Annotated in this window: 8 protein-coding genes and 4 tRNA genes; 8 read left to right on the top strand and 4 right to left on the bottom strand. The window is 68.1% G+C overall.

Annotated features, from left to right (window positions below; all coding sequences use genetic code 11):
- The first annotated feature begins 149 nt into the window (after window positions 1–149).
- Together QM569_RS16225 and QM569_RS16220 are read left to right on the top strand one after the other, a co-directional pair.
- Entirely contained in the window at window positions 150–1181 is a 1032-nt protein-coding gene (locus tag QM569_RS16225) for a YheT family hydrolase (protein ID WP_414988268.1), read from the top strand.
- Window positions 1174–1710 carry a DUF2946 family protein gene (locus tag QM569_RS16220; protein WP_414988267.1) on the top strand — a complete coding sequence of 179 codons (537 nt, stop codon included), beginning with the start codon at window positions 1174–1176 and terminating at the stop codon, window positions 1708–1710. Before QM569_RS16225 ends, QM569_RS16220 begins: the two co-directional genes overlap by 8 nt.
- Before the next feature lie 103 nt (window positions 1711–1813).
- On the opposite strand, the gene QM569_RS16215 is transcribed toward QM569_RS16220, so the two are convergent.
- The 4 genes from QM569_RS16215 to QM569_RS16200 form a co-directional block, all read right to left on the bottom strand.
- Window positions 1814–2341 (bottom strand): c-type cytochrome, encoded by a 528-nt coding sequence (locus QM569_RS16215; protein ID WP_414988266.1) that lies wholly within the window; start codon window positions 2339–2341, stop codon window positions 1814–1816.
- Window positions 2342–2421: 80 nt separating this feature from the next.
- Entirely contained in the window at window positions 2422–3813 is a 1392-nt protein-coding gene (locus QM569_RS16210) for an efflux transporter outer membrane subunit (RefSeq protein ID WP_414988265.1), read from the bottom strand.
- Entirely contained in the window at window positions 3806–6961 is a 3156-nt protein-coding gene (locus QM569_RS16205; protein ID WP_414988264.1) for an efflux RND transporter permease subunit, read from the bottom strand. Before QM569_RS16205 ends, QM569_RS16210 begins: the two co-directional genes overlap by 8 nt.
- 13 nt (window positions 6962–6974) lie before the next feature.
- On the bottom strand, window positions 6975–8222 hold the full coding sequence (locus tag QM569_RS16200) for an efflux RND transporter periplasmic adaptor subunit (protein WP_414988263.1): 1248 nt from the start codon (window positions 8220–8222) through the stop codon (window positions 6975–6977).
- A 143-nt stretch (window positions 8223–8365) separates the two neighbouring features.
- Between QM569_RS16200 and QM569_RS16195 the strand changes: the two genes are divergently transcribed.
- The 6 genes from QM569_RS16195 to QM569_RS16170 all read left to right on the top strand — a co-directional run.
- Window positions 8366–9004, top strand: a complete 639-nt coding sequence (locus tag QM569_RS16195) for a TetR family transcriptional regulator (protein ID WP_414988262.1) — start codon at window positions 8366–8368, stop codon at window positions 9002–9004.
- Window positions 9005–9052: 48 nt separating this feature from the next.
- Window positions 9053–9128 (top strand) — tRNA-Arg (locus tag QM569_RS16190).
- 68 nt (window positions 9129–9196) lie between these two features.
- A tRNA-Tyr gene (locus QM569_RS16185) sits at window positions 9197–9282 on the top strand.
- A gap of 20 nt (window positions 9283–9302) precedes the next feature.
- Window positions 9303–9376 (top strand) — tRNA-Gly (locus QM569_RS16180).
- A gap of 24 nt (window positions 9377–9400) precedes the next feature.
- Window positions 9401–9475 (top strand) — tRNA-Thr (locus QM569_RS16175).
- A gap of 79 nt (window positions 9476–9554) precedes the next feature.
- A partial coding sequence (locus QM569_RS16170) for a GTP-binding protein (protein ID WP_414986276.1) occupies window positions 9555–9771 on the top strand: 217 nt, incomplete at its 3' end.

Below are 9771 nucleotides of genomic sequence, written 5' to 3'. Positions count from 1 at the left end.
GCCGCCCCAGGATGACCCTGGGTTGGCGCAAGCCCATTGAGGTCTATGCCGAGCACTTGGCTCGATTGAGCCAGCAGCCAGACCCTGTGCATTGAATATTTGTTGCGCTTGGACTTGAAACCGCCCCTATTCAATAAGTGCAAGCAGCTATGAACTATGTAGCGCCCCGCTGGCTCCCAGGCGGGCATCTTCAGACCATCTGGCCCGCGCTGTGGTCGCGCCGCGTGCTGTCCGGCCCCCGGCCTGCATACCGGCGCGAGCGCTGGGACACGCCGGACGGCGACTTCGTGGACGTGGACTTTCTGCAAGATGGCGGCGACAGCGACGACGCAGCGGCGCGCCCGCTGCTCGTCGTCTTCCACGGGCTGGAAGGGTCGTCGCGCAGCCACTACTGCGAGGCGTTCGCGGGCCTCGCACGCGAGCGCGGCTGGGCCTGCGCCATTCCGCACTTTCGCGGCTGCAGCGGCGAGATCAACCGCGCCCCGCGCGCCTACCACTCGGGCGACCATGCCGAGATCGGCTGGATGCTGCAGCGCCTGCGCGCCGCGCATGGCCCCCATGCAGGGCCGCTGATGGCGGTGGGCGTGTCGTTGGGCGGCAATGCCCTGCTGCGCTGGGCCGCCGAGGTGGGCGAGGACGCGGCGCGCAGCGCGGATGCCGTCGCGGCCGTGTGCGCGCCCATCGACCTGGCGGCGGGCGGGCGGGCCATCGGGCGCGGCTTCAACCGGCTGGTCTATACGCGCATGTTCATGCACACGCTGGTGCCCAAGGCGCTGGACAAGCTGGCGCAGCACCCGGGCCTGTTCGACCGGCAGGCGCTGCTGGCCGCGCGCGACCTGTACGACTTCGACAACGCCTTCACCGCGCCGGTACACGGCTTCAGGAACACCGAGGACTATTGGCAGCGCGCCTCGGCCAAGCCGCTGCTGCACCGCATCCGCGTGCCCGCGCTGGTGGTCAATGCGCGCAACGACCCCTTCGTGCCCGCCGCCAGCCTGCCGGGGCAGCACGATGTGGGCGGCGGCTTCGTCACGCTGTGGCAGCCCCGGCACGGCGGCCACGTCGGCTTTGCGCGGGGGCGCCCGCCGGGGCACGTGCGCGCCATGCCCGAGGCGGTGGGCGATTGGCTGGCCGCACATGCGGGCGCACCACATACGGGCGCACAATCCGCGCATGGATGACATCGTCAGGCAGGCCATCGCCAAGTGGCCCAACGTGCCCCACTGCTACGGCTGGCTGGGGCTGGACGCGCGGGGCCGCTGGTACCTGCGCGACGCTGCGGCGCAGGCGGGGGGGCCGTTCCCGCAAAGCAAAGGCTCGCTGCTGCAGCACGAAAAGCTCATTGAGTTCATAGGCCGCAACTACGAGGCGGACGCGCAGGGCCAGTGGTTCTTCCAGAACGGGCCGCAGCGCGTCTATGTGGAGCTGGAAGCGGCGCCCTGGGTCTGGCGCATCCAGCCGGACTTTGCGGTGCTGTCCCACACGGGCCGCACCGCCGCCGCCGTGCAGGAATGCCTGCTGGACGAACAAGGGCGGCTGTACCTCGCCACGCCGCTGGGGCTGGGCCTGGTCCACACGCTGGACGTAGCCCTGGCCGCCGAGGCCGTGCAAGCCGGGCGTTGGCCCCAGCCCGACGAGGTGCGGGCCGACCAACTGCCCGCGCGCCACGGCTATGCGACGAGCCCGCTGGCCTTGCAGCAAAAACTATAGTTTTGATAGCTGCCTGCGCTTATCCAGTAAGCGCTGGAGGCCGATTTGACCAAAAGAAAAGCCGACCCTTGCGGGGCCGGCTTTGCAGTGTGCGCAGGCTGCTTTATTGGGATGCTGCGGCATCCGGCGCCGCAGCCGGTGGGCTGGGCTCGGCGAACTTGGCGCCAGCCGCGTTCGCCATGTAGGCAGCGGCGCGGGCGATTTCGGTGTCGTTGAAGTCGCCGCCGCCCTGCGGTGCCATGGCGCCCTTGCCCTTGAGCGCCGACTGCACCAGCGCGTCCAGGCCGGTCTTGATGCGGCTGGCCCAGGCTGCGGCGTCGCCCAGCTTGGGAGCGCCCGCCGCGCCCGTGGCGTGGCAGGCAGCGCATTGGCCCTTGAAGACTTCCTCGCCGCTGCGCAGCGGGCGGTTGGCGTCGCGGACCTCGACCATGCCGACCTTTTGAATGCGCTCGGCGATGGCCTTCTCGGGGTTGACCGCGCCCGCTGCGGGCTTGTCGGCCGAAGTGACGTACATGACCAGGCCAATGATGGCGAAGATCGGGACGATGAACGAGAACAGCGTCGCGATCAGCAACTGCTTGGGGTTCTTGATCGGGCCGGTGTGGGCTTCTTCGTGGTGGGTGTCGCTCATGACGTCCTCTGCTTTATCGGGGGCTTTGATTGCAATCAACCCAAAATTATATCTGCGGGGTGGCTGCCGCCCCGCCTGCCTCAGCCACCCGCCGCCGCAGTGGGCGCGCCGCCGCCCAGGGCCTTGTACAGCGCCACCTGGTTCTGCAACTGCGCCAGCTGCACCTGCACCACGGCCTGCTGGGCGGCGAACAGGGAGCGCTGCGCATCCAGCAGGTCCAGGTAGCTCGCCACACCGTTGCGGTAGCGCAGGTCGGCCAGTTGCAGGCGCTTGGCCTCGGCCTCGGCCTGCTGGCGCTGCGCCTGGGCCTGCTCGCCCAGCGTGGCCTGGCCCGCCAGCGCGTCCGACACCTCGCGGAACGCGGTCTGGATGGCTTTCTCGTACTGCGCCACCGCGATGGCGCGCCCGGCCTGCGCGCTTTCCAGGTTGGCCTGGTTGCGGCCCGCGTCGAAGATGGGCAGCAGCAGTGACGGGGCGAGGGAGAAGACCCACGAGCCGTCCTTGAACAGGCCCGACAGTTCGCCGCTGGCCGTGCCCGCCTGCGCCGTGAGCGCGATGCGCGGGAAGAACGCGGCCCGCGCCGCGCCGATGTTGGCGTTGGCGGCGATGAGCTGCTGCTCGGCCTGGCGGATGTCGGGGCGGCGCGTCAGCAGCTCGGACGGCAGCCCGGCGGGCAGCGGCGCCATGGCCGGGGCGCTGGCAAGGCGGCTGCCCGCCAGGCTGGCACGCACGTCGTCGGGCAGCGCCTGGCCCAGCAGCAGCGCCAGGGCGTTTTCGTCGAGCGCGCGCTGGCGCTGCTGCTGGGCCAGCGTGGCGCGGGCGGCCTGCGTCAGCGACTCGGCCTGGCGGATATCCAGCTCGGATGCCACGCCCGCATCCAGCCGCATGCGCGTGAGGCGCACGGACTCCTCGCGGGAGGCCAGGGTCTGGCGCGACAGGTCCAGCAGTTCCTCGTCGGCCAGCAGGTTCAGCCAGCCGTTGGCGACGGCGGCGATCAGGCTCACCTGCGCGGCGTTGCGGCCTTCCTCGGTGGCCAGGTACTGGGCGAGGGCCTGTTGCCTGAGGCTGGCGATGCGACCGAAGAAGTCGATCTCCCAGGCCGAGACGGCCAGGCCCACGCTGAACGTGTTGGTCAGCTCGCCAGTGACGACCGATGGGGCGCGCGTGGCGCTGGCGGCCAGTCCCACGCTGGGGTACTGGTCGGCGCGGCGCACCTGGTAGGTGGCGCGCGCCTGCTCGATGTTGAGCACGGCCACGCGCAGGTCGCGGTTGTTGGCAAGCGCTGTCGCAATGAGCTGGCGCAGCCGGGGTTCGGCGAAGTAGTCCTGCCAGGGCACAGTGGCCGCCGCGCCAGCGATGGCGGGGGCGTTGGCGTAGGCCGGCGGCACGGGCGCGGCGGGGCGCTCGTAGGCGGGGATGAACGAGCAGCCCGCCAGCACGGCGGCTGCCGCCAGGGCGGCGAATTTAGTCATGGGTTCCAACTCCTGCTTCTTGCGCATGGCGCAGGTCCATCGCCTGCTGGCGCGCGCTGCCCTTGAACAGGCTGCGGATCACCACGAAGAAGATGGGCACGAAGAACAAGGCCAGTGCCGTGCCCGTGGCCATGCCGCCGATCACGCCGGTGCCGATGGCGCGCTGGCTGGCCGAGCCCGCGCCGGACGCGATGAACAGCGGCACCACGCCCAGGCCGAAGGCGAGCGATGTCATCACGATGGGCCGAAAGCGCAGGTGCGCGGCCGCGAGCGCCGATTCGATCAGACCCCGGCCCTGGGCCTGCAGGTCCTTGGCGAATTCGATGATCAGGATGGCGTTCTTGGCGGACAGCCCGATGATGGTGATCAGCCCCACCTGGAAGTACACGTCGTTGGCGTAGCCGCGCAGCAGCGTGGCCAGCAGCACGCCCAGCACGCCCAGCGGCACCACCAGGATCACGGCCAGCGGAATGGTCCAGCTCTCGTACAGCGCCGCCAGGCACAGGAACACGGCCAGCACGGCAAAGCCGTACAGCACGATGGCCTGCGAGCCTGCCTGCTTTTCCTCGCGCGAGGTGCCCGTCCACTCAAAGCCGAAGCCGGGCGGCAGCTGCGCGGCCAGCCGCTCCATCTCGGCCAGCGCCGCGCCGCTGCTGTAGCCCGGCGCCGGGTCGCCCGCGATGCGCATGGCAGGGTAGCCGTTGTAGCGCACGGTCTGCTGCGCACCCTTGATCCAGCGGGTCGAGGCGAACGCCGACAGCGGCACGGGCTGGCCCTGCGCGTTGGTCGCGTTCAGGCGCAGCAGGTCCTCGGGCTGCATGCGCCCGGGCGCATCGGCCTGCACCACCACGCGCTGCATGCGGCCGCGGTTGGGGAAGTCGTTCGCATAGCTGGAGCCCAAAGCGGTGGAGATGGCGCTGTTGATGGCGTCGAAGCCCACGCCCAGGGCCTGGGCCTTGTCGCGGTCGATGTCGATCTGCAGCTGCGGCGCGTCTTCCAGCCCTTCGGGGCGGATGCCGGTGAGCACCTTGCTCTTCATGGCCATGCCCAGCATCTGGTTGCGCGCGTTGACCAGGGCCTCGTGCCCCAGGCCCGCGCGGTCCTGCAGGCGGAACGAGAAGCCGCTGCCGGTGCCCAGCTCCGGAATGGCCGGGGGGCTGAGCGGGTAGATGAAGGCATCGCGCACCTTGGACAGCGCGCCGAAGGCGCGGCCTGCCAGGGCGCTGGCGGACTGCGAGGCTTCCCGGCGCTCCTTCCAATCCTTGAGCGTGACGAACGCGATGCCTGCGTTCTGGCCCTGGCCCGAGAACGAGAAGCCCAGCACGCCCACCATGCTCTGCACCTCGGGCTGCTGGAGCATGAAGCCTTCGACCTGCTTCATGGCTTCGAGCGTGCGCTCCTGCGTGGCGCCTGGCGGCAGCTGCACGTTCACCAGGATGTTGCCCTGGTCCTCCTGCGGCAGAAACGCCGTGGGAATGCGCGTGTACACCAGCACCAGCACCGCCAGGATGGCGCCGTAGATGAGGAGATAGCGCGCGGCCTTGCGCAGGATGCGCGCCACCAGGCCCTCGTAGCCCTTGGCGGTGCGGGCGAAGCCCCGGTTGAACCAGCCGAAGAAGCCGCGCTTTTCATGGTGGTGCCCGGCTTCCACCGGCTTGAGCAGCGTGGCGCACAGCGCGGGCGTGAGCGACAGCGCCATGAACGCCGAGAAGCTGATCGACGCCACCATCACCGCAGAGAACTGGCGGTAGATGTTGCCGGTGGAGCCCGCGAAGAAGGCCAGCGGCACGAACACGGAGATCAGCACCACCGTCACGCCGATGATGGCGCCGGAGATCTGGCGCATGGCCTTGCGCGTGGCCTCCAGCGGGGACAGGCCCTCCTCGCTCATGATGCGCTCGACGTTCTCCACCACCACGATGGCGTCGTCCACCACGATGCCGATCACCAGCACCATGCCGAACATGGTCAGCACGTTGATCGAGAAGCCCAGCGCCAGCAGCGTGGCGAAGGTGCCCAGCAGGGCGATGGGCACGACGATGGTCGGGATGATGGTGTAGCGCCAGTTCTGCAGGAACAGGAACATCACCAGGAACACCAGCACCACGGCCTCCACCAGGGTTTCGGCCACCTGCGAGATGGAGATCTTCACGAAGCGCGAGCTGTCGTAGGGGATGGTGTACTTGACGCCTTCGGGGAAGAACTTCTGCAACTCGTCCATCTTCTCCCGGATCAGGCGCGCCGATTCCAGCGCGTTGCCGCTGGGGGCAAGCTGCACACCCAGGCCCACCGCCGGGGCTCCGTTCAGGCGCGCAGAGGTGGCGTAGCTCTGGCCGCCCAGCTCCAGCCGCGCCACGTCCTTGAGCCGGACGGTGGCGCCGTCGGTATTGGCGCGCAGCACGATGTTGCCGAACTGCTCGACGCTGGACAGCTGGCCCTGGACCACGACCGTGGCGGCGATGCCCTGGCCCTGCAGGTTGGGCAGGTCGCCCATGACACCGGCGGACACCTGCGCGTTCTGTGCCCTGATGGCCGCCGTTACGTCAGCCGCCGACAGGTTGAAGCCACGCAGCTTGTCGGGGTCGATCCAGACGCGCATGGCGTTTTCGCTGCCGAACAACTGCACCTGGCCGATGCCCTTGACGCGCTGCAGCTCCGGCTGGATGTTGCGCGCCGTGTAGTCGCCCAGTTCCACCGGGGTGTACTTGGGGTTGTCGGAGGCCAGCATGGCGAACAGCAGGAAGTTGCTGCGCGCCTTGTCCACGCGCACGCCCTGCTGCGTTACCACCGAGGGCAGGCGCGGCGTGGCGCGCGACAGGCGGTTTTGCACGTCCACCTGCGCCAGGTCGGCGTTGGTGCCGGGCTGGAAGCTCAGGGTGATGCTGCCGGAGCCGTCGGCCTGCGCGACGGACTCCATGTAGATCAGCCCGGGCGAGCCGTTCATCTCGCGCTCGATGACGGACAGCACGCTGTCTTCCAGCGTTTGCGCCGACGCGCCGGGGTAGGCGGCGTTGATGACGATGGACGGGGGAGCCACCGGCGGGTATTGCGCGATGGGCAGCTGCGTGATCGCCACGCCGCCCATCACCATGATGAACAGCGCAATCACCCAGGCGAAGATGGGGCGGTCGATGAAGAACTTGGCCATGCTGGAGCGCCCCTTATGGCTTGGCAGCCGAAGCAGCGGATGCCGGAGCCTGTGCCGGGGCGGCGCCCGGCACCTGCCAGGGCACGGGCTTCACCGGCGTTCCCGGCGGCAGCATCTGCAGTTTCTGAAAGCCGTCCACCATGACCTTTTCGCCCGCTTTCAGCCCGTCCAGGACCACCCAGCGGTTGCCCTGCGCGGCGCTGACCTTGATGGTGCGCTGGGACACATTGCCGTCCTCGCCCACCACGCTCACGGTGTCGCCCTGCTGGGTGCGGGTCACGGCCTGCTGGGGCAGGGTGATGGCGTTGCTGGCCTGGGCCTGCTCGATGCGCACGCGCAGGTACAGGCCAGGCAGCAACTCGCCCTTGGGGTTGGGCACTTCGGCGCGCAGCGTGACCTGGCCCGTGGTGGCGTCCACGGACAGGTCGGTGAACAGCAGCTTGCCAGCCTGCGCGTACTCCGTTCCGTCGCCCAGCACCAGCTTGACGCTGGCAGCCTCGCCGCCGACCGCGCGCTTGAACTGGCCGCTTTCCATCGCGCGGCGCAGCTGGAAAACATCGCTGGCCGACTGGGTGAAGTTGACGTACACGGGGTCGATCTGCTGCACGACGGCCAGGGCCGTGGCCTCGCCCTGGCCCACCAGTGCGCCTTCGGTCACCAGCGCGCGGCCGATGCGGCCCGAAATGGGTGCGGTGACGCTGGCGTACCCCAGATTGATGTCCGCCGTGCGCACCGCCGCTTTGGCGGCGGCCACGTCGGCCTGCGCCTGCTTCTCGGCTGCTTCGGCGTTGGCAAAGTCTTGCTTGCTGATGGCGTTGGCACTGACCAGCGGGCGGTAGCGCTCGAGCTGGGCGCTGGCCTGCGCCAGATTGGCCTGGGCCTTCGCCAGCGTGGCGCGAGCGCTTTCGGCGGCGGCGGCGTAGGGCGCGGCGTCGATGCGGAACAGCGGCTGCCCCGCCTTCACGTCGCTGCCCTCCTGGAAGAGGCGCTTTTGCAGGATGCCAGCGGCGCGCGCGCGCACCTGGGCCACACGGGACGCCTCGACACGGCCCGGCAGTTCGGTCACCAGCCCGACATCACCGGGCGTGGCCGTGATCACCCCGACTTCCACGGAGGGGGGCTGAGCGCCGCCGCTCGCCGCCGACGGCGCATCGGCCTTGCCGCATGCGGCCAGCAGCATGGCCACGGCGCCGGTGGATGCCAAGGCCAGGGCCCTGCGGCAATAAAAGGGAATGGCGGATGCATCACGCAGTATGGGCATGGAAGTCCTTTGGATTGGCGTCGGCAGGGTTGCAGGGGGCGGGGAGACTGGCCAAAGGCATCGCCCGGCGAAATTTCAAGCGGGCAATTATACATACATGCGTGAATGTATAATTGCTGCGCATTGAGGAGGTATTGACAACCATGGCGCGCAGAACCAAAGAAGATGCCATCGCCACGCGCAACGGTCTGATCGACGCTGCGGAGCGGGTCTTTGGCGAGAAGGGCGTCTCTCAGGCGTCCCTGAGCGACATCGCCCGGGCGGCGGGGACGACCCGGGGTGCGATCTACTGGCACTTCAAGGACAAGGCGGATCTTTTCGGCGCCATGATGGATCGGGTCACGCTGCCGCTGGAGCGGGGCTATGGCGAGTTTGAAAGCAGCACCTGTCCAGACCCCGTGCAGCGCCTGCGGGCGGTGATGGCGCTGGTGCTGTCCAGTGTCGCGTCGGACGAACGCATTCGCAGGGTCTTCGAAATTGCCCTGTACAAGGTCGAATATGTCGGCGAGATGGTGGGCGTTCGCGACCGCCACATGGCGGCGTCGGAGGGCTTCACACGCCAATTGGCGCGGGACTTCGAAGCAGCCGCGCGACTGCAGAAGGTGGCGCTGCCCGCGACGGCAACGAATGCCGCCATGGGACTGCATGCCATGTTCGACGGCCTGATCCGCAACTGGCTCCTGGGGGGCGGGCATTTCGACCTGGTCGGGGTGGGGCGGGCCAGCACGGATGCGTTCATTCTGGGGCTGGGTCTGCGCTTGCCAGCAGGGAGCGCGGCCTGAGCCTTGCCCGTTGCGTGCGATAATCGCAGGCTGCATCAAGTCACTCACGCGGCTGTAGCTCAGTGGATAGAGTATTGGCCTCCGAAGCCAAGGGTCGTGGGTTCGATCCCCGCCAGCCGCGCCAGATGTCTGCGCCGACAGTCCATGCGGAAGTCGGATGCGGAAAATACGTGCTATAATTCCAAATTCTCCGGAGGGGTGCCCGAGTGGCTAAAGGGGGCAGACTGTAAATCTGTTGGCTTACGCCTACACTGGTTCGAATCCAGTCCCCTCCACCAGATGAAGCCGAGAGGCGGACGCGGGAGTAGTTCAATGGTAGAACCCCAGCCTTCCAAGCTGATGACGCGGGTTCGATTCCCGTCTCCCGCTCCATTTTGGTTTGATCGAGAGAGTTTTGCCCTTGTGGCTCAGTGGTAGAGCACTCCCTTGGTAAGGGAGAGGTCGCGGGTCCGATTCCCGCCAAGGGCACCAAATTTCAGGCGCATCCAGTTGTTGGGTGCGCCAAATCCTGTTGTTGTGTTGGTTTTAGATTTTTTTCGGAGTCGGAAAAATGGCAAAAGGCAAGTTCGAACGCACCAAGCCCCACGTGAACGTGGGCACGATCGGCCACGTGGACCATGGCAAGACCACGCTGACCGCAGCAATCGCCACCGTGCTGTCCGCCAAGTTCGGCGGCGAAGCCAAGAAGTACGACGAAATCGACGCGGCGCCTGAAGAAAAAGCGCGCGGCATCACCATCAACACCGCCCACGTCGAATACGAAACGG

It is taken from the genome of Acidovorax sp. (assembly GCF_047607405.1).
GTDB lineage: Bacteria > Pseudomonadota > Gammaproteobacteria > Burkholderiales > Burkholderiaceae_C > Acidovorax.
Note: the sequence above shows the minus strand (reverse complement) of the source record. Positions and strands in the feature narration are given on the sequence as shown.